This window comes from Polyangium sp. 15x6 (genome assembly GCF_029960785.1).
Taxonomy (GTDB): Bacteria; Myxococcota_A; Polyangia; order Polyangiales; family Polyangiaceae; genus Polyangium.
In genome coordinates this window covers 1-17929 of the sequence record NZ_JASBQE010000113.1, presented here as the reverse complement: position 1 = coordinate 17929, position 17929 = coordinate 1, and the positions used below count along the sequence as shown (strand labels likewise).

At 70.0% G+C, this 17929-nt stretch carries 14 protein-coding genes; 9 read left to right on the top strand and 5 right to left on the bottom strand.

Annotation, left to right across the window (positions count from 1 at the left end; translation table 11 throughout):
* Positions 1 to 82: 82 nt before the first annotated feature.
* The 3 genes from QHF83_RS45160 (at position 83) to QHF83_RS45150 (ending at position 4226) form a co-directional block, all read left to right on the top strand.
* The gene (locus tag QHF83_RS45160) at positions 83 to 1405 is read left to right on the top strand and encodes a fibronectin type III domain-containing protein (protein WP_282424323.1); all 1323 of its coding nucleotides are present in this window, start codon (positions 83 to 85) and stop codon (positions 1403 to 1405) included.
* Between the two features lie 189 nt (positions 1406 to 1594).
* Positions 1595 to 2929, top strand: a complete 1335-nt coding sequence (locus tag QHF83_RS45155; RefSeq protein ID WP_282424322.1) for a PHB depolymerase family esterase — start codon at positions 1595 to 1597, stop codon at positions 2927 to 2929.
* Between the two features lie 439 nt (positions 2930 to 3368).
* Positions 3369 to 4226: a hypothetical protein gene (locus QHF83_RS45150; RefSeq protein WP_282424321.1), complete on the top strand. Its 858-nt coding sequence runs from the start codon at positions 3369 to 3371 to the stop codon at positions 4224 to 4226.
* 3 nt (positions 4227 to 4229) lie between these two features.
* Here QHF83_RS45150 and QHF83_RS45145 read toward each other — a convergent pair whose 3' ends face one another.
* The 4 genes from QHF83_RS45145 to QHF83_RS45130 are packed head-to-tail and all read right to left on the bottom strand — an operon-like array spanning position 4230 to position 8590.
* Positions 4230 to 4988: a hypothetical protein gene (locus QHF83_RS45145; protein ID WP_282424320.1), complete on the bottom strand. Its 759-nt coding sequence runs from the start codon at positions 4986 to 4988 to the stop codon at positions 4230 to 4232.
* Positions 4989 to 5028: 40 nt separating this feature from the next.
* A complete protein-coding gene (locus tag QHF83_RS45140; protein ID WP_282424319.1) occupies positions 5029 to 5637 on the bottom strand; it encodes a hypothetical protein in 609 nt (202 codons plus the stop codon).
* A 17-nt stretch (positions 5638 to 5654) separates the two neighbouring features.
* On the bottom strand, positions 5655 to 6728 hold the full coding sequence (locus tag QHF83_RS45135; protein ID WP_282424318.1) for a type IV pilus twitching motility protein PilT: 1074 nt from the start codon (positions 6726 to 6728) through the stop codon (positions 5655 to 5657).
* Entirely contained in the window at positions 6728 to 8590 is a 1863-nt protein-coding gene (locus tag QHF83_RS45130) for a PilT/PilU family type 4a pilus ATPase (protein ID WP_282424317.1), read from the bottom strand. The genes QHF83_RS45135 and QHF83_RS45130 overlap by 1 nt, the downstream gene beginning before the upstream one ends.
* Before the next feature lie 106 nt (positions 8591 to 8696).
* Between QHF83_RS45130 and QHF83_RS45125 the strand changes: the two genes are divergently transcribed.
* Complete coding sequence (locus QHF83_RS45125; RefSeq protein WP_282424316.1) at positions 8697 to 8987, top strand: hypothetical protein; 291 nt, start codon at positions 8697 to 8699, stop codon at positions 8985 to 8987.
* Positions 8988 to 9129: 142 nt separating this feature from the next.
* Positions 9130 to 9846, top strand: a complete 717-nt coding sequence (gene ung / locus QHF83_RS45120; RefSeq protein ID WP_282424315.1) for a uracil-DNA glycosylase — start codon at positions 9130 to 9132, stop codon at positions 9844 to 9846.
* Here the strand turns inward: ung and QHF83_RS45115 are convergent.
* On the bottom strand, positions 9825 to 11321 hold the full coding sequence (locus QHF83_RS45115) for a serine/threonine-protein kinase (protein WP_282424314.1): 1497 nt from the start codon (positions 11319 to 11321) through the stop codon (positions 9825 to 9827). The two genes, ung and QHF83_RS45115, sit on opposite strands and share 22 nt — an antisense overlap.
* Before the next feature lie 313 nt (positions 11322 to 11634).
* Here QHF83_RS45115 and QHF83_RS45110 point away from each other — a divergent pair, with 313 nt between their 5' ends.
* From QHF83_RS45110 to QHF83_RS45095, 4 genes are all read left to right on the top strand, one after another.
* Positions 11635 to 12489 (top strand): hypothetical protein, encoded by an 855-nt coding sequence (locus QHF83_RS45110; protein ID WP_282424313.1) that lies wholly within the window; start codon positions 11635 to 11637, stop codon positions 12487 to 12489.
* Complete coding sequence (locus QHF83_RS45105; RefSeq protein WP_282424312.1) at positions 12486 to 16616, top strand: serine/threonine-protein kinase; 4131 nt, start codon at positions 12486 to 12488, stop codon at positions 16614 to 16616. Before QHF83_RS45110 ends, QHF83_RS45105 begins: the two co-directional genes overlap by 4 nt.
* Positions 16617 to 16657: 41 nt before the next feature.
* Complete coding sequence (locus QHF83_RS45100) at positions 16658 to 17185, top strand: hypothetical protein (protein WP_282424311.1); 528 nt, start codon at positions 16658 to 16660, stop codon at positions 17183 to 17185.
* Between the two features lie 386 nt (positions 17186 to 17571).
* On the top strand, positions 17572 to 17929 hold a 358-nt coding region (locus QHF83_RS45095; protein WP_282424310.1), incomplete at its 3' end, for an RNA-binding protein.

The following is a 17929-nucleotide window of genomic DNA, read 5'->3' as shown; positions in this document are numbered from 1 at the left end:
GTCTCCCGACAGGCGCGAATCTCCGTGCGGCGAGCACATCCTGCGACGATGTGGCAGATGGTGTGTTCGAGGGGAGGGATGTATGCGTGCCATTCGCAAGGGGACGGGTGCATGCGTCGTGACCATGTTCATGGCTTCGTGTGGGTATGAGGATTGGTTCGTCCGGACGGACGAATCGGCCCCCGCGCATGCCATTGGGGTCGCCACGTCCGCGATCGCGACGTCCGAGATCGGGTGCCGCCCGGCCGAGACGTTGCGCGAGCTCGCCGCCTGTATCCGCGACACGATGCCGAAATCGGGCTCCGAGGGGTACAATCCGCCATCGCCCACGGCCCTCGCCGACCTCCGCACGGCCGTGTCGCGCATGCTGAACGGACATTGCGATTTCGCTCTCGGGGCGAGCATCGCCCCGATCATGGATCTCCGGACGTTCAGGGACGTCGAGAACGGCAAGACGTATTGCGTGCTGCTGGAGGACTCCGACGCGAACGGTGACGGCATCGTGGATCGAGGCTGGGGCACGTTCATCGTCGACCCCACTGCCTCGCGCGAGGTCTCGCACCAGGCGCCCCACCCGCTCGCGGACGTCGACACCGACCTCCAGGCCATCGAGATCTTCAAGCGGACGGATTCGCGGAGCTTCCTCCTCTGCGGGGCGCATCGCAACGCGAATGCGTTGCTTGCTTGCGATGCCGACTACCGGAAGGCCGATTGCGCGCACGACACGGGGGGGCTGTTCTACACGGCGTCGCGCGAGATTTCCGCGTTTTACGGCTCCCGCCAGCATCACCAGGTGCAGTGGCACGGCATGGGGACCGACACGTGCCCGGGCGTCACGGTGTACATCTCGCCAGGCCTCGCGAGCGCACCCGCGGCGAACGCTCTCGTGCGTACGCTCGACACCGAGGCCGAGGCGACGAACCCGACGTGGAGCATCACGATGCCCGGCAGCGGCACATGCGGGCTGAACGCCACCGACAACGTCGAGGGGCGATTCTTGAACGGCGTCGTGAACGACCAGGTATGCGGCACCGCCGCGACGACCGCCAGCGGCACCTTCATCCACGTCGAGCAGAAGCGCGAGGCGCGCGACCCGCTCCTCTGGCTCACCCCCGTGACGCGGACCTTTCCCATTCCGGACCCCACGCCGCCGACCTCGCTCGCGGCCGCCGCGACCCCGGGGCGCATCACGTTGTCCTGGGTCGCCTCGAATGGCGCGAGCCGCTACGAGGTTCGGCGCAGCGTGATCAACGGTGGCCCGTACAACGCCGTGGCGACCGTCTCCGCCACGAGCTGGGTCGATACGAACGTGGTCTCACGTACCCGGTATTTTTACGTGGTGGCTGCGGCGAACTCTCGCGGCACGAGCGCGCCTACGAGTCCGGCCAGCGCCCGCGCCTTTTGAACTCGACCCCCCTGCGTCACGCGTGACGCCCCCCGATGCCGGGACCGGGTGCGACGCGCGTGACGCGCCCAGGGGCCATTTCCCGCGAATTTGCGCGAGAACCGCGGCGCTGCGTCGTGGCATGCCGCCTGCTCATGGGTCCTCTCCGACCGCCCCGGAAACCAAGGAGAACGACCCATGCCGCGCTCGATGACCCGCTCTGCTCTTTTCGCCCTCACCCTCGTCACCCTCGGCGCCGGTTGCCTCGGCACCCCCTCGGACGACGGCGAAATGCTCGACGATACGATTGCGACCGACGCCTCGCGCCTCACGACCGTGACCAGCTTCGGCTCGAACCCGGGCAACCTGAAGATGTACACGTATTCCCCGGCGGGCGTGGGCGCGGACGCGCCGCTCGTCGTCGTGATGCACGGCTGTACGCAATCGGCGCTCGATTACGTCAAAGCGGGCTGGAACAGCCTCGCCGACACGTGGAAGTTCCACGTGATCTATCCCGAGCAGCAATCGGCGAACAGCACCACGCGTTGCTTCAACTGGTACGAGCTCGGCGACATCCAGCGTGGTCAGGGCGAGGCGCTCTCGATCAAGCAGATGGTCGACTGGATGAAGGGCCAGGTCTCGATCGACGACGAGCGCGTGTTCGCGACGGGCCTCTCGGCGGGCGCGGCCATGACGGCGGTCATGATCGCGACGTACCCCGACGTCTTCTCGGGCGGCGCGATCGTCGGCGGCATTCCGTACCGCTGCGCCGCGGGCTCGGCGGACCTCACGAAATGCATGGGCGGCGTCGATCGCACGGCGACGGTCCTTGGCGACGCCGTGCGGAACGCGGTGCCGGGCTACGTCGGCCCGCGGCCGAAGGTGTCGATCTGGCACGGCACGAGCGACATCATCGTGAAGCCGCTCAACGCGACCGAGCTCGTCGAGCAATGGACGAACGTGCACGGCGCCGACGCGACGGCCGACGCGACGTGGACGATCGACGGCGCGACGCGGAAGGAATACCGCGACGCGAACGGGGAGGCGGTCGTCGAATCTTGGTCGATCCCGAACATGGGCCACGGGACCCCGGTCGACCCTGGATTCGCCGCGGCGGGCGGCTGCGGGACCGCGGGCGCGTACATCCTCGACGTCAATCTCTGCTCGGCGTATCGCATTGGCCAATTCTTCGGCCTCGACCAGGGCGTGCCGGGTGACGGAAGCGGCGGCACGGGCGGCACGGGCGGGACCGGTGGCGCCGGCGGCAGCGGCGGCACGGGCGGAACGGGTGGAACGGGTGGCACGGGTGGCACGGGTGGCAGTGGCGGCAGCGGCGGCAGCGGCGGCGACCCCGCCCCGGTCTGCGAGGAGTTTTACGAAGGAAACTATTACCATGTGCAGAAGGGGCGCGCGGTCGTGTGCGGCGCATTCAACAGTTATGCGTGCGCCGTCGGATCGAACCAGAACCTCGGCCTCAACAACGTGCTGCCCACCTGGATCCGCAAGACCGGCCCGAATTATTACGAAGCCGGCCGGTGCCCCTGAGCATCGCCGCCCTCGTGCTCCTCGGGGTGACGGGCCGCGCCGCAAAGCGTAGACCTCGAGATGTCCGGTCCTTGCACGTGAGCTTTCCCACCACCTGAACTCGACCCAAACGTTGCGTGCACGCGTCTCCAGGTCGCGTGCACGCGTCTCCAAGTCGCGCGGGCACACCTTCCCCTCGCGCGCGCGCGTCTTCACGTCGCGTGCACGCGCCTTCATGACATTCCCGAACGATCTCCACATCATGCCAGCGCGCCTCGACCTCACGCGCGCGGGCCTTTGCTCCCCGCCCACGCGTCATTTTCCTGCGCCCACGCGCCTCGGAGACGTGCCCACGCGCCTCGGAGACGCGCCCACACGCCTCGCGTCTCGCTCGCGCGCGCCGCCCTCGCGTGCCCTCGCCCCGCGCCTGGCATATTCTCGTCCTCCGAGGAGCGCAGGCATGACTTACCGCGATGAAAGAGACGCCCTCCGCGGGCGGATCCAAGGCCTCGAGCAGGACCTCGACGAAGCCCGCAGGTCCCAGCAGACGGCCGAGGAGAAACGCGCGCGCATCGAGCAGATCGAAGGCCGCATGCGCGAGGCCGAGCAGGATCTGCAAGCCCTGCGGAGCGAGCTCGCCTCGCTCCGGGGCGCGCCGCCGCCGAGCAAGCGCGCCCGCGTGTTGCCCTTCCTCCTCGGCGGCACGTTCACGCTCTTCGCCCTCGGCGGCGCCTTCCTGGCCATGGTCGACAAGGCGCCGCCGTCGCGCCCGCACGAGCGTATCATCGAGCCCCCCGCGGTCGTCACCGCGCCCGTCCCTCCCGGAGAACCGCCTCGAACGGAAGCGCCCCCCGCGCCGCCGCCCGCGCCCGCGCGTCAGGTCGCGGCGCGCTGGGAGGGCAAGGTCACCCGCGCGAATGGATTGCCGTTCGGCGTCGGCGCCGCCTGCGTCGTGGATTCGACCCTCGAAGGCAACGGCGAGAAGGGCAGCGTCGTGGATCTCTCGGTGACGTGCGGCGGACGCCCCGTGTATCGCTCGACGGACGAGCTCGAAGGAATGAGCATGAACGGATACGGCCTCGGCGAGCAGCCGGGCAAGAACGCGGGGACGTTCACGTACGCCGTGCGATACAGCGACACCGGCGCGCGCTCCGGGCCCCGTACGCAGATCTCGCTCGATTCCTCGCAGGGCCAGGGCGCCGTGTGGAGCGACGTCGTCCCGATTTTCCGCGTTGAATTCGCGCTCCCGACGTTCAGCGTGCCGGTGCGCGGCGAGCGCCTCCTCGCACCCGCGCCCGAGCCCGCGAAGGAGCCCTGACGTTCAGAAGGGATAGACGACCGAGTACAGCCGAAACTCTGCAATCCCATCGCCGGCGACCCTCGGCTCCACGGAATCAGCGAGACTGAAGCGCGCCTCGCCCATGAAGGCGATCCAGTTCTTGGGCCGGTAGGCAAGGCCAAACCCGAGGCCGCCCTGGAAGAGCACGTCCTTTTTGTTGTTCTCCTCGGAGAACGATACGCCGAGCGAGGCGAGCATCAGGTACGGCTGGAGGCGTTTGTCTTCACGATAGAATATAAAGGTGTTGAAAAGCAGCGGCATGTCGGTGCGATCGATGCCGAAATAGCTGTTGTAGCCGAACTCCAGCTCGAGCTCGAGATACCCTCCGTAGAAGCGGAGCCCGCCCCCGCCGCCGATCCCGAATTCATTGCGGTTGACCATCCAGAGTGACGAGAACCGCCCGGACATGGCGACTTCCGGCCCAGGTCCGCCGATCGGCGGGGGGCCACTCTTCGCCGGCGTGGTAGGCGTCACCGGCGGCGTATAGACCGGCGGCGGAGGCGGCGGCGGCGGCGGAGGAGGAGGCGGAGGAGGAGGCGGAGGCGGCGGCATGGTCCACGGCGGCGGCGGGGGCGGCGGAGGCGGCGGCGTGGTCCAGGGAGGCGGCGGAGGAGGCGGAGGCGGCGGCGGAGGCGGAGGCGGCGGAGGAGGCGGCTTCATCCCCGTGCCCATCGGCCCCGTCGCATGCACGTCGGGCACCGAGATCATCTGGCTCGTCGCCGCGACCGAGACGACGATCACCGCCGGCAGGAGGCGAACACAGAAGTTTCCAGGGCGGCGCTCAGAAGACATAAACGACCCCCACGAGCTTCGCCTCGACGATCCCTTCGGCCCGGAGGGGGCCGCCCGCTCCCGGGGCGACGTACCCGCCGCCTTTCACCTGTGCGCCCAGGAAAAACTTTCTCGTCCGATACCCGACGCCGAATCCACCGCCCATGTGCCACCGCGTGTCGCGCCCCGCGTCCACCTGACCGAGCGACCGGCCCGCCGCGGCGAGGAGGTACGGCTGCCACTTCCCCGACGCGAGGTGAAGGAGGAACGACCCGCCATAACTGAGCTCGTAATGGTTTGTCCCGAGATAGCGGTCGTAGCCGATGTCGAACTCGAACTCGAGCGGCATGTAGCTCGCTGGCCTCGACGGATACGAGATCGGATGCATGCGGATCACCGCGCCGCCGCCCATCGCGAAACTCCCGCGCGGGATGTTGTAGAGCGTCGCGAACCGCGGACCGAATCCGAGCGTGCCCCAGTAGACCTCCCGCCCGCGGTAGCGCATGTATGTGGCCTGCGACGGTCCCGGCGGCATGGGCGCAGGGGCGGGCATGACTTGCTGCGCGAACGCCGCCGCCGGCGCGAGCAGCGAGCACGCCGCGATCGCGAGTGCCCCCATTCTCCGCGAGATTCCCATCATCCCCCCGCGAGCCGCTGCGCGACGACCTTCTGGAAGCTCTCCTTGTCGATCGCCTTTTCGAGCGCGACCTCCGGCGAGATCGTCCCTTTTTGCATGAGGCGCTCGAGGGCCATATCCATCGTCTGCATCCCCTGCGCCTGGCCCGCCTGCATGATGTTCGGGATCTGGAACGTCTTGCCCTCGCGGATCATCGCCGCGAGCGCCGACGAACCCACGAGGATCTCGTGCGCCGCCACGCGCCCCTTGCCGTCCGCCGTCTTGAGGAGCTGCTGCGCCACGATCGCCACGAGGCTCTCGGCGAGCATGCCGCGCACCTGCGGCTGCTCGTCGGCGGGGAATGCGTTGATGATGCGGTCGATCGTCGCGGCCGCGCTGTTCGTGTGCACGGTGCCGAAGACGAGGACGCCGAAGCTCGCGAGCTGGAGCGCGAGCTTCATGGTCTCGTTCGTGCGCAGCTCGCCGATGAGGATGACGTCCGCGTTCTCGCGCCCCGCGCTCCGGATCGCGGCCGCGAAGCTCGACGCGTGCGGCCCGACCTCGCGGTGCGTGACCTGCGACATCTTCGGCGGGTGCACGAACTCGACCGGATCCTCGATCGTCAGGATGTGGCAGGGCCGCGTCGTGTTGATGTGATCGATCATCGCCGCGAGCGTCGTCGACTTGCCGCTGCCGGTCGGCCCGGTGACGAGCAAGAGCCCGCTGCGTTTGTCCGCGAGCTTGCGGACGACCGGCGGGCAGCCGAGATCGTCGAGCGTGAGGATCTTCGTGGGGATGATGCGGAAGACCGCGGCGAGCCCCGTGTTCTTGTAGAAATAGTTCGCCCGGAAGCGCGCCTTGTCCTCGTACTGGTAGGCGAAATCGAGGTCGAGCTCGTTCGTGATCTTGTCGCGATCCTCGGGCGAGGTGATCTCGAAGAGCAGCTCCTCCATCTCGGCGGTGTCGATCGGCGCGTCGCGCAGCGGCACGAGCTCTCCGCGCGCGCGGAGGAGCGGCGGATACCCGACGCCGAGGTGCAGGTCGCTGCCCTTCTTCGCGAGCAGCTCGTCGAAGAGCCGGTCGATGCGGGCCACTACGCGCCTCCCTTCTTGCCGAAGAGCGCGCCGGCGCGTCCGAGCAGGCCCTTGCTCGCCTCGGGCTCGGCGGGTTTGGGCGGCTCGGCGGGCGCCGCCTGAGGAACTGCCGACGCGCGTTTGCCCGCGACCGCGGCTTCGAGCTCGTCCGGGGCTTCAGCGACGAGGAGCGCGTCTTCGAGCGAGGCCTTGCCGGCGCGGACGAGGTCGGCGAGCGAGTCGTCGAGCCGCACGATGCCGAAGCCCTTGCCGCGCTGCTGCAAGCTCGGGATCTGCCAGGTCTTGCTCTCGCGGATGAGGTTCCAGAGCGGCACGGATCCGGGGAGCATCTCGGCGGCGGCGATCATGCCGGGGCCGTCCTTTCGCGGCAAAAGGCGCTGGCTCACGACGAGCCGGAGGCCGCCGGCGAGCGTCACGCGCACCTGCTGCTGATCGCCGGGCGGGAAGAGATCGATGAGCCGATCGATCGTCTTCGCCGCGCCCGGCGTGTTCATCGTGCCGAGCACGAGGTGCCCGGTCTCGCTCGCGGAGAGCGCCATGCGCACGGTCTCCGTGTCGCGCAGCTCGCCCACGACGATGACGTCCGGATCTTCGCGCAGCGATGCTTTGAGGGCCGATTGAAATGTTCGCGTATGCGATCCGACCTCGCGCTGGCTCATCATGGCCTTCTTGCGCGGGTGGACGTACTCGATCGGGTCCTCGACCGTGATGATGTGGTGCGAGGTCTCGCTGTTGATGATGTCGACGATGGCCGCGAGGGTCGTGGTTTTTCCGTGCCCCGTGGGCCCGGTGATCACGATGAGGCCCTGGTGGTGGCGCGTCGCCAGCGCGATGGCGTCGGGCAACCCGAGCTCGGCGAGGGTCGGGATCTCCCGCGAGACGAGGCGGAACGAAGCTTTGAGCCCGGTGCGCTGGCGCGTGACGTTGACGCGCGAGCGGCCGAAGCGCGGATCGTCGAGCGCGAAATCGCAGGAGCCATCGACGGCGAGCTGGGCGCACAGGCGCTCGGGGATGCGTGACTCCAGCATGCGCTCGAGGGCCTGCGGCTCGACCACGGGGCCGCGCGGCAGGAGCTTTCCGCCGATGCGGAGGAGTGGCGGCCGGCTCGCGACGATGTGCACATCACTCGCGCCCTCCGCGCGCGCCCGGAGCAGGACGTCGTCGAGCGCGAGCGCCGCGAAATGGGCGGCGCTCGCCGCGGCCGCGAGCAGCGTGGGGTCGGCCGGATCGTCCAGCGTGATGGCGAGGTTGTGCGGGCGCGGCGTGTCTTTCTGCGCCCGCGTCCGCGCGGGCGCGGACGCGGGGGCCGTGTCGAGATCGAGCTCGAACGAGGGCGACGCGCTGATCACGGGCGCCGCCGCGGCGATCTTCTCCGCGGTCGGGAGCGTGGCCTGGGCGGGCGCTTGCGGAGGCGCGTCCTCGTTGAGGTCGCTCCACGAGAGCTCCGACGCAGGCGCGCTCGGCTTCGCCGGGCCTGCCGGCGCGGCGCGCGCGGGGACGGGCTGGATCGGCGTGGGTTTCGGCGCGGGAACGGCGGAGACGGCTCCCGTGCGTGGATCCTGGGCGAGCCGCGTGAGCCGGGCTTGCACGGCGTTCGGGTTGCGCACGGCCGCGATGGCGATCGGACCGATGCCGTCCACGCGGCAGCCCCACTGCACGGGCTTCAGGCCGAGGTTGTCGACGTGGCGGCTGCCTCCGGCCGTCGTGAGGATCTGCAGGATGTCATCGGACGAGAGGATTTTTCGGTCGATGATCTCGTAGACGCCGCCGACCTTGACGCAGGGATTTCGGCCCGTGGCGAGGGCGATCTCGGTGACGTCGGGCCGGAGGAGGTTCTCGAGCAGGGCTTTGAGCTGGGGCATCGCGTTGGCGCAGCGCGGGGGAGGGCCATCGTACCGGACGGCTCGATGTTTCGGCAAGGACGGCGCCGGGCGCGATACAATCGCCGCGCGCTCGCCCCGGTTCGCCATGGTACACGCCCTCTTCCTCGCCGCGCTGCTCGGCGCCCTCGCGGGCGCGCTCGAGGGATTCGTGCTCGCCGTGATCGTGGCGCCCTACCAGCAGCGCCGCGGCGTCAAAGCCTCGCCGGCGATCCCGGCGCATCTCCTGTGCGGCTCGTTCTCGGGCGCGATCACGGCGGGGATCGCGGGGATCTGGCTGCCGCTCCGCGCGGCCGTGGGCGCGGGCGCGGCGGCGTGGCCGCTCGTGTTCGGGATCTTGTGGATCGTCACGCAGACCGCGGGAGGCAGGCGGGCTTGATCGCGGGCATTCCGGAGAAAATGGCAGGATTCGTCCGGGCGCACCTGCACGCGGGCCCTTCCGGCGGCGCGCTTTCGTGGCTCGAGGTGGTTCCACCTGGCCAAACCCGTCGCGATGCCCTACGATGAGCCGTGTTCACGTCATGAAGATCGATTTGCCCCGCTCCTGGCGAAAGGTCCTCGCGGACGAGCTCTCGCGCCCCTCGTTCGCCGAGCTCGCCGCGTTCGTCGACGAGGAGCGGAAAAACCACGTGGTTTTTCCGCCCGAAGACGAGGTGTGGAATGCGTTCGAGAAGACACCGTTCGAGAAGGTCCGCGTGGCCTTGCTCGGCCAGGATCCGTACGTCGGCAAAGGGCAGGCGCACGGGCTCTGCTTTTCGGTTTGTCACTCCCAACGCATCCCGCCCTCGCTCGCCAACATGTTCCGCGAGCTGCGCGAGGACATCCCGGGCTTCGAGGTGCCCGACCACGGCTGCCTCGAGCCCTGGGCCGAGCAGGGCGTCTTCCTCCTGAATACCATCCTCACGGTGCGCGCCGGCGAGGTGGGGTCCCACCGCGGCAAGGGCTGGGAGACGTTCACGGACGGCGTGATTTCGGCCCTCTCGGCGCGAAAGGATCCGGTCGTCTTCGCGCTCTTCGGGGCGCACGCGCAGAAAAAGGCGCGCCTCGTGGACGCCTCGCGGAACCCGATCATCAAGACGGGCCACCCTTCGCCGCTCTCGGTGCGGAGTTTTTCCGGGACGAGGCCGTTTTCCGCCATCAACGCAGCGCTGCGTTCGATTGGAAAACCCGAAATCGATTGGAGATTGCCGCCGCGCCGAGAGCTCGGCGCCGCCGCTCAGGCGCCCGGCCTGCCCTGACCCGAGACCATCGTGAGCGAGGGCTTGGAGCGGCGTGTCGAGGCCCGCCGGATGATCGTCAAGCCGGGCGGCCCCGGTTCGAGGAAGAAGCCGCCCGCGCTGCCGCTCAGGCCCTCGATGGCGGCGTCCGTCGCCGCGAGCGCGTCCACGTTGCCGCGTGGCGTCCACGTCTCCGTGCGCGCGAGGTTGCCCGAGGCAATGTCGAGCTCCGACGCGAGGCGCACGTTCACCGCGTCCACGTGCACGGCCACGTTCGCGTGCACCGCGCTCCCTTCGTCCTGCTGCAGGGCGGCGTGGAGCGTCAGGGCAAACTGCACGGCGGAGCGGCGCTCGGTCTTCGCGTGCACCGGATCGGCCGAGAGCAACTTGACCCCGAGGAGCTGCGTGCTCGTGACGGTGGCGAGCAAAAAGCCGCCCGAGCGCATGCAATCCTCGGCGCGTTCGAGGGTCTGGGCGAGCGCTGTCACGAGGGATTCGTCGGCCTCGTCCGCCCCCTCGGGGAAACGCAGGTCCACGTGAATGCCGACCGCGCGCCGCTCCGCCTCGGCGCGGGCCGTTTCCTCGGATCGGCCGGCGCGCACGGCCTCGCGGAGCGCTTCGAGGAAGGCGCCCACGGATTCGAATCGCCGGTCGGGCTTCTTTTCGAGGCACCGGAGCACGATGGCGTCGAGCGCGGGGCTCACGGGGGCGCGCAGGCTCGGGCGCGGCGGCGGCGCCGCGAGGTGTTGCTCGACGAGGCCCTCGTGCGCGTTCGATTCGAATGGCGGGCGCCCCGTGAGCAGGACGTGCAGGAGCGCACCGAGCGCGTAAATGTCGGTGCGCACGTCGATGGGACCACAAAGGATCTGCTCGGGCGCCATGATCGAGGGCGTGCCGAGCTGCTGGCCCATCGAGGTGAGCCCGGCCCGACCCGGCTCGGGCGCGAGCAGCTTCGCGATCCCGAAATCGAGGAGTTTTACCACACGCGGCGGGCCCTCGCAGATCATGATGTTGCTCGCCTTCACGTCCCTGTGCACGATCCCGGCCTCGTGCGCGACCGCGAGGGCGGCGCAGACGGGCTCGAGGATCGCGAGCGCCTCCTCGGGCGCGATCCTGCCGCGGGCGCCGAGGTAATTGCGCAGCGTCGTGCCTTCGAGGTACTCCATCACGTAATACGGGGTGGCGTCGGGCAATGTGCCGAGCTCGTGTACCTTCACGATGTTCGGGTGATGGACGCGCAAAATGACCTCGACCTCCCGCACGAATCGTTCGGCCATGCGCGGCAGCGCCATGAGCGCCGGGTGCATCACCTTGATGGCGACGCGCCCGCCTTGGATGCGGTGGCGCGCGCGATAAACCGAGCCGTGTCCGCCCGACGAAGCGAGCTCCTCGATCACGTGATCCCCGAGGACCGTCCCTGCCCGAAGCTCACCCGAGCGCCCGATTTCTCGGGCCTTGCCGTGTGGCTGCGTAGTTTTGTCGTTCTTTCCCCCCATGGCCCATGCCCCCTGCTCTCCGTCCTCGAAAGGTGCGCCTGAATTCGTAGAAATCAGAGAAACCGGAGAGTTTTCACGATAGCACGTCCCGCGCGGCTCCGCGCGTCCGCCAGCGGAATTGGCCGGCATCTACGAGCGACGGATTTCGTTGTTGCGACGTGTCGTGGACGGAGCCGGCCGGCGCGTACGGGGTCACTCTTTTTTGCCCGGCTGCGTTTTCGGTTCGTGTGTTCTTTTCGAATGCTAGAGTACTACCGGCTTTCTTCTTGATTTCATATTTTTCATGTTCGCGCAGGGGTGGGGGGGACAAAACATGCAACGCAACACGCTCGCCTTGCTGGTGATTTCATTGGGGACGCTCGTGGGCTGCGGAGACGCGGAGGGCGTATACGAGGAGGAGGAAGGTACCGTCGAGGAGGTGGCGGAGAGCCTGGTCGAGGAAAACGCGATCCAGCCGAACGCGATCCAGCCGAATGCCATTCAACCGAATGCAATCCAGCCGAACGCGATCCAGCCGAACGCGCTGACGCCCTCGGCGCTCAGCCCGAGCTCACTCGCGGCGTTGCAGGACTCGGGCCAGACGGGACAAATGTCGCGAATGTTCCTGCGGTATGCCGTGGGCTGCGCGCTCGAGCCGTCCCAGTCGTTCACCGTGACGTGGACCGACAACGATGTCGTTCATACGGAGACGTATTTCGGCCAGCTCGGGCTCGCGCCGTCCTGGGCGACCGGGCCGCTCGACGAGACGGGGCAACGCTGGGTCTCGGCCTGCCTCGCAGCCAGGACGAACTGGTATGGCGTGACGGTCACGATCTCGATGCGAGCCGCCCACAACGCAATCAAACACGCGGGGGTCGTCGAGAAATACAGCTATCCAAGAGAGGAGGGGGCTTTCTGGGGAAATCTGTTCGCGCCGACCCCGTACCTGCATTCCTGCGTGTATGTCCCGAACACAGGTTACGTCCGTAGCGTCATGCGGGATTGCGCCGCTGGGCATGTCGGCCCGAACGGAATCGAGAACTGCGGGATGATCGAGCGGCGTGGCCCCTGCGACGCCGTTTGTGATCCGCTCGATTCGAACAATGGATTTCGTCCGAAATGCGTTTACGATGCGACGGTGGCCCCCCCTCGCAAGACCACGGAGGTCGTGACGGTGTTCTTGCAATGACGTTCGTCCACGGCGCGCCGCTCGACGAGGGCCGGGTTTTCCTGGCCCCGAGGCGAGGCATCCGATGCCTCGCGTGCGGGCGGCGCGTGCCCGTGGACGGTTGCCCCGAGCATGGCGCGAAGCCGCCGGATTCGAGCACGCCCGAGCGCATCGAGCTGCCCGCGCCGGTGTTTCCCGGTTACGAGGTCACGGGCACGCTCGGCCGCGGGGGGTTTGGCGTCGTGTACGCGGCGCGGCGTACCGACGGCGGCGAGCGCGTCGCCATCAAGCTCGCGCACCCGGACGTGCCCGAAGCCGCGCCGCGCCTCGTGCGCGAGGTCGAGGTGATGCGCGCGGTCGGACCGCCCCACGTGCCGGCTTTCTTCGCGCTCGAAGAGCTCGCCTCCGCCGGGACATACGTGGTCATGGAGCTCTTCGCCGAGCGGACGCTCGCCGATCACCTGCTCGCCCGCGCGGGACCACTTCCGGCGCGCGAGGCGATCGTGCTCGGGCTCGCGGTGCTGCGCGCGCTCGAAGCCGTCCACGCGCGGGGCTACGTGCACCGCGATCTGAAGCCGGAGAACATCCTCATCGACGCCGAGGGCAAACGCGCGGTCCTGCTCGATTTCGGCATCGCGCGCGCCGTCTGGTCGGAGCCCCCCGCGCTCACCGCCCGAGGCGCGATCGTGGGCACGAGCGAGTACATGGCGCCCGAGTCGTGCGAGGGGCGCCGCGGCGAGGACACGCGCGCCGACATCTACGCGATGGGCGTCTTGCTGTATGAGATGCTCACTGGGCGCCCGCCGTTCTTCGGCCCCGCGCCGCTCGTGCGCGAGGGCCACGCGAGCCAGAGGCCGCCGCCCCTTTCGGCCGTCGCGCCGCCGCCCTTCGCCCGATCGATCCCGCCCTCGGTCGAGGACCTCGTGCTCCGTTGCCTCGCAAAGGCCCCGGCCGATCGGCCCCCATCGGCCGCCTACCTGCGCGCGACCCTCGCCGCCGCGCTCGCACTACCTGACGCAGAGCAGCTCGTGCTCGCCGTGCCCACGCTCGATCCACCACCCGGCACGAAGCCGCCGAAGACCGCCGAGCGACGCGTCGTGTGCATCGCCTGCTTCGAGTCGAGGCTCGACGCGATCGCCCTCCGGCGCGCGCTCGAGCCGTTCGGCGCGCAGATCGTTCATGCTTCCGCGGGGCGGTGTGTCGCGGCCTTCGGCCACGAGGTCGACGAGAACCCCGCGCGGCGCGCCCTCGAAGCCGCGCGCTCTCTCACGGAGCAAGGCGCGTGTGAGCGCGTCGCGCTCGATCTCGCATCCGTCGCGGTCCACCTCGGCCCCGATGGATCACGCCGCATCCTGGCGCCGCGGATCGCCCGTGACGACCGGTTCCCGAAGCCCTCGTCGCCGCCCGGCGTCTCGCTCTCGGCCGCCGCGCGCGCCGTGCTCGAAGCTTCCGGTGTTGCGCCGGATCCGCTGCCCGGGTTTCTCGACGGCGGCGCCGAGGAGACGACGCCGACGTCGTCGGGCGAGGTCACGGAAGTCACGCCGTCACGCGTGTCGATTCCGCTCTCCGGGCGCGAGCGCGTGCTCGACGCGCTCACGGAGCTCGGGCGGCAGGCCATCGAGGCGTCGCAGCCTGCGGTCGCCGTCGTGCTGGCCGATGCGGGCTGCGGAAAGAGCTTTCTGAAGCGCGCACTTCTGGAGCGACTCGGGCAGGTTTTACCGGGGACGCGGCTCATCGCGTTCTCCGCGCACGAGCCGGTGCACGGCGCGACGGGGAGCGTGCGCGACCTCTTGCAACGCGCCCTCGGTTTGCCCGCGGAGGCGCCCGAGGACGGCGGGCGGGAGCTGCTCGCGGCGAGGCTCGGCCCCGCGCGTCACGCCGAAGCCGGCGCGAGCGTGGCGCTCTCACTCGGGTGGATCTCGAAGGGCAGCGGCGCGACGGTCACGGGTCCTTCCGCGCTGCACGCGATCGAGGTCGCGCCGGGCGCGCTCCGGACGCTGCTCACGGCGAGCGTGGGCGAGGCGCTCCGGCGCAGGGCGCTCGAGGAGCCGCTCTGCGTGATCCTCGACGACGCGCATTTCGCCGACGACGCGACGCTCGCGATCCTGGATCTCGCCGCGCGGGCCGAGGCGCGCGCGCCGCTCTTCGTGTGCGTGCTCGGCAGGCCCTCGTTCGAGGAAGACCACCCGTCGTGGGGCGCGCGGGCGCATCGCCACGCCGTGCATCGACTCGGCCCGCTCGATCCCGCGAGCGCCGCCGCGCTCTGCCGCGAGCTCTTGCGGCCCGCGGAGAACGTGCCCGAGTCGGCGGTCGCGCGGATCGCGTCGCGCGCCGAGGGCGTGCCGCTCCTGCTCGTCGAGCTCGTGCGGGGGCTCAAGGCGCAGGGGATCGTCCGGAAGCACCCCTCGGGCAGCGGGTATTTCCTCGCCACCGACGAGCTCGACGATCTGCCGGATCTGCCGCTCATCGAGTGGCTCGCGCATCGCGAGCTCGACGCGCTGCCGCCCGCGGCGCGCGCGCATGCGTGCCTCGCAGCCGTCCTCGGCGCGGAGGTCACGGTCGCCGAGATGCAAGGCGTGCTCGGGCGGCTCGATCGGATGAGCGCAGGCGGGGATTTTCCGCTCGACGCGCGCGTCGGCTCGGAGAGGCTCGTCGCCGCGGGGCTGCTCGCGCGCCACGGACCGGGCCGTTATGCGTTCCGGCATGCGCTCGTGCGCGAGGCGATCGCGCGGTCGGTGCCCGAGGCCCAGCGCGCCCGCATTCACCTCGCGGCCACGGCCTATTTCCAGCAAGCCTCGGGCTGGGACGGCCGCTCGCCTCCGCGCGGCGACGAGCGTCACCTCGCCCAGCTCGCGCACCACGCGACGAACGCGGGCGAGCGTGCCCTCGGCGAGCGGGCGTATCTCGCGCTCGCCGACGCGGCGGGGGCGCGGCACGACTGGCTCGACGCGGAGCGCTGCTACACGCGCGCCCTGGAGGCCTCGGCTGCGAGCGCGGAGACACCGGACAAACCCCTCGATTTGCGCCAGCGCGCCCTCCGGGGACGGGGCCTCATGCGCTACCGGCTCGGCCGCTATCCCGACGCGCTCGACGACCTCGCCCTCGCGTGCGACGCCGCCGCCGGAGATCATCTCGCGGAGGCCGAGATCCTGCTCGACCAGGCCACGGTCCTCGACTGGATGGCCGACTACGAGGCGTCGCGCATGCGCGTCGTCTCGGCCCTCGCGATCCTCCCGGAATCGCCGCCGCCCGCGCTCTTCGCTCGCCTCCTGCTCGGCCAGGGGTTGTCGCTCCTCCGCTTCAGCCGCGAGCACGAGGCCGTCCCGTTCTTCGAGCGCGCGATCGAGGTGGCGGATTCGATCGGGGACGAGGCGTACGAGCCGCGGATCGTCGCGCTCTTCATGCTCGGCTTCGTGCTGCCGGCGCTCGGCCGCCTCGCCAACGCCGGGCAGGCGATCGAGCGGGCGATCGAGCTTTGCGAATCGCACGGCGACGACCTCCACCTCGCCAGCGTGATCAACGCGCGGGCGTTTCTCGCGGCGCTCGTCGGGGACAAGGCGCGCATGGTCGCCGACTTCGAGCGGGTCGCCTGGCTCGGCCGCGAGCTCGGCCAGGACTGGCTGGAGATCGCCGCGCACCACAACCTCGGCGAGTACCTGTACCTCTGGGACGATATCGACGAGGCCGAGCCCCACGCGGCGCGCGCGCTCGCGCTCGAAGTGCGGCACACGGGCGGCGCGCCGCGGCCCGTGATCGCGCTGCTCGACGGCCGCTTGCGGCATTTTCGCGGCGACCTCGAGGGCGCGCGCGAGGCGGCGGCGCGCATCCGGGAGCAGGCGGGCCCGACGCTGCTCGTGCCGGCAGAGGACGTGCTCTGCGCCATGCTGGAGCTCGCCACGCAGGACGCGGACGACGCGGCCTGGGACGCGCTCGAGGCGCGCTCGCGCCAGTTTTCCGTGGGGCAGGAGCGCCTGGAGGTGACGGAGGCCCGCGGTTTGTCGGCGCTCCGTCGCGGGCGAACGGCCGACGCGCGTCGCCATTTCGAGCGCGCGCTCGGAATCGGGCGGACCCTGCCGAACGTCATGACCCCGCGGATCGAGCGTCTCCTCGCGCGGACGCGGGCGGACGAGGCCACGTTGCGGTCGTAATGCCGATACCCTGGCCGCGGCGGACGACGTATCGTGCGGGCATGGATGTCGACCGCAATGGATGGGCGAGCTCTCGGATCGAGCCGCTCCCCGTATCGAGCGCGTACACGCTCCTCGCGCCCGATCCTTCGGCCCGCGTCGACATCGCGCTCTGGGCGCACAAGGCCCGCACGTTCTTCGGCGTGGCGCTCGAGCTGCTCCAGCCGAAGGCGTATCCGAACGGCGAGGCGCCCGCGGCGGACGCGGCCGTCGTCCTCGTGCAGCGCAAAGGGCGGAGCGCGGCCACACGCGTGCTCGTCGTGACCGTGCCGGTGGAGCAGGCGTCCGAGGCGCGCGTCTCCGCGGAGGCGGGCGCGGCGGCGATCGGCGGCGCGGGCATGGATGTGCTCGTTCAGCGCGGCAAGCGCGTGTGGCAGGTGTCGAGCGAGGTCGCGGAGGGAGACGATCCGGATGCGCCGCTCGCGCTCGCCGCGATCCTCGCGTCGATCCTGCTCGCGCCGATCGTCCCGCCGGGCGGCGGCACGATCTTCGGCGTGAAGGGGGCGCGGGAGCGGCTGGGATTGGCGTGACCAACTTCGTTCCCGGACGAACCCGGAAGCCCGCACACGACGCGGCATCGCCCGCGTTCGTGAGTCCCTGTTTTTCCGCGTCTTTTGCGATCTCCGTCCGCACGGGGCCTCCGGCGTCCCCGAGAAAAGGCCGCGACAGGCTTGCGACCGCCTCCGCGTCGGGGTACGGTAGGCGCCTCACGAACGTCACTGGCCCTCGACACGACGCTTTCTTTCCTCCCTCCACTCGGAGGGGGACGTGGCTCGCCTCGAACGACTGGCAGACGCAGCGTGTGCTGGCGCGGACTGACCCGCGCGGCACGTCCCCGTTCGATCGCTACGGCTTCGTCGAATGGTCGGCAGAGATGGCGCGCAGCGCGCGAAGGAAGCCGTGGAAGCATCATGTCATGGGAAATCGTCTCTACGTAGGCAACCTCTCCTACAGCACCACCCGCGAGACCCTCGAGCAGGCGTTCTCGGCTGCCGGTGAGGTTCGCGAGATTGCGATGCCGACCGATCGTGAGACCGGTCAGCCGCGCGGCTTCGCGTTCGTCACGATGGGCTCGGCGAGCGCGGCGACGAACGCGATCTCGCAGCTCAACGGGGTGATGCTCGACGGCCGCACCCTCAAGGTCAACGAGGCCCAGGAGCGTCCCCCGCGTGAGGGTGGCGGCGGCGGTGGTCGTGGCTTCGGCGGCGGCGGCGGTGGCGGCTTCGGCGGCGGCGGCGGCGGCGGTGGCCGCGGCGGCTACGGCGGCGGCGGCG

What these genes read in the sequence shown, in the direction of transcription:
- QHF83_RS45155 (WP_282424322.1), top strand. Translation starts at nt 1,595, where the DNA reads ATGACCCGCTCTGCTCTTTTCGCCCTCACCCTCGTCACCCTCGGCGCC.
- QHF83_RS45140 (WP_282424319.1), bottom strand. Translation starts at nt 5,637, where the DNA reads ATGGGGGCACTCGCGATCGCGGCGTGCTCGCTGCTCGCGCCGGCGGCG.
- QHF83_RS45160 (WP_282424323.1), top strand. Translation starts at nt 83, where the DNA reads ATGCGTGCCATTCGCAAGGGGACGGGTGCATGCGTCGTGACCATGTTC.
- ung (WP_282424315.1), top strand. Translation starts at nt 9,130, where the DNA reads ATGAAGATCGATTTGCCCCGCTCCTGGCGAAAGGTCCTCGCGGACGAG.
- QHF83_RS45110 (WP_282424313.1), top strand. Translation starts at nt 11,635, where the DNA reads ATGCAACGCAACACGCTCGCCTTGCTGGTGATTTCATTGGGGACGCTC.
- QHF83_RS45115 (WP_282424314.1), bottom strand. Translation starts at nt 11,321, where the DNA reads ATGGGGGGAAAGAACGACAAAACTACGCAGCCACACGGCAAGGCCCGA.
- QHF83_RS45150 (WP_282424321.1), top strand. Translation starts at nt 3,369, where the DNA reads ATGACTTACCGCGATGAAAGAGACGCCCTCCGCGGGCGGATCCAAGGC.
- QHF83_RS45100 (WP_282424311.1), top strand. Translation starts at nt 16,658, where the DNA reads ATGGATGTCGACCGCAATGGATGGGCGAGCTCTCGGATCGAGCCGCTC.
- QHF83_RS45125 (WP_282424316.1), top strand. Translation starts at nt 8,697, where the DNA reads ATGGTACACGCCCTCTTCCTCGCCGCGCTGCTCGGCGCCCTCGCGGGC.
- QHF83_RS45130 (WP_282424317.1), bottom strand. Translation starts at nt 8,590, where the DNA reads ATGCCCCAGCTCAAAGCCCTGCTCGAGAACCTCCTCCGGCCCGACGTC.
- QHF83_RS45105 (WP_282424312.1), top strand. Translation starts at nt 12,486, where the DNA reads ATGACGTTCGTCCACGGCGCGCCGCTCGACGAGGGCCGGGTTTTCCTG.